We start from the raw sequence: 226 nt of genomic DNA, 5'->3' as shown, positions 1-226 counted from the left end.
GACATTTTGTTTTTGGTATATTTTCTGATTTTTCCGTTTAGATTTTCAATTAAGTTGGTGGTATAGATGATCTTACGGATTTCGACCGGAAAGTCAAAAAACACGGTCAGCTCGTCCCAATTGTTTCGCCAGGACTGTATTGCGTACATATATTTGCTTTCCCATTTCTCGGCGAAATCTTCCAAGGCAGCTTTTGCAGCCTCTTTGGTGGGAGCCGTGTATATGT

At 40.7% G+C, this 226-nt stretch carries 1 protein-coding gene; it reads right to left on the bottom strand.

The features are described 5' to 3' along the window. The coding region (locus tag AC23MB_RS14585) for a transposase (protein ID WP_487787681.1) at positions 1 to 226 on the bottom strand (226 nt) is incomplete at both ends.

Source organism: Soonwooa sp. T0.1_25, from assembly GCF_057652215.1.
Note: the sequence above shows the minus strand (reverse complement) of the source record. Positions and strands in the feature narration are given on the sequence as shown.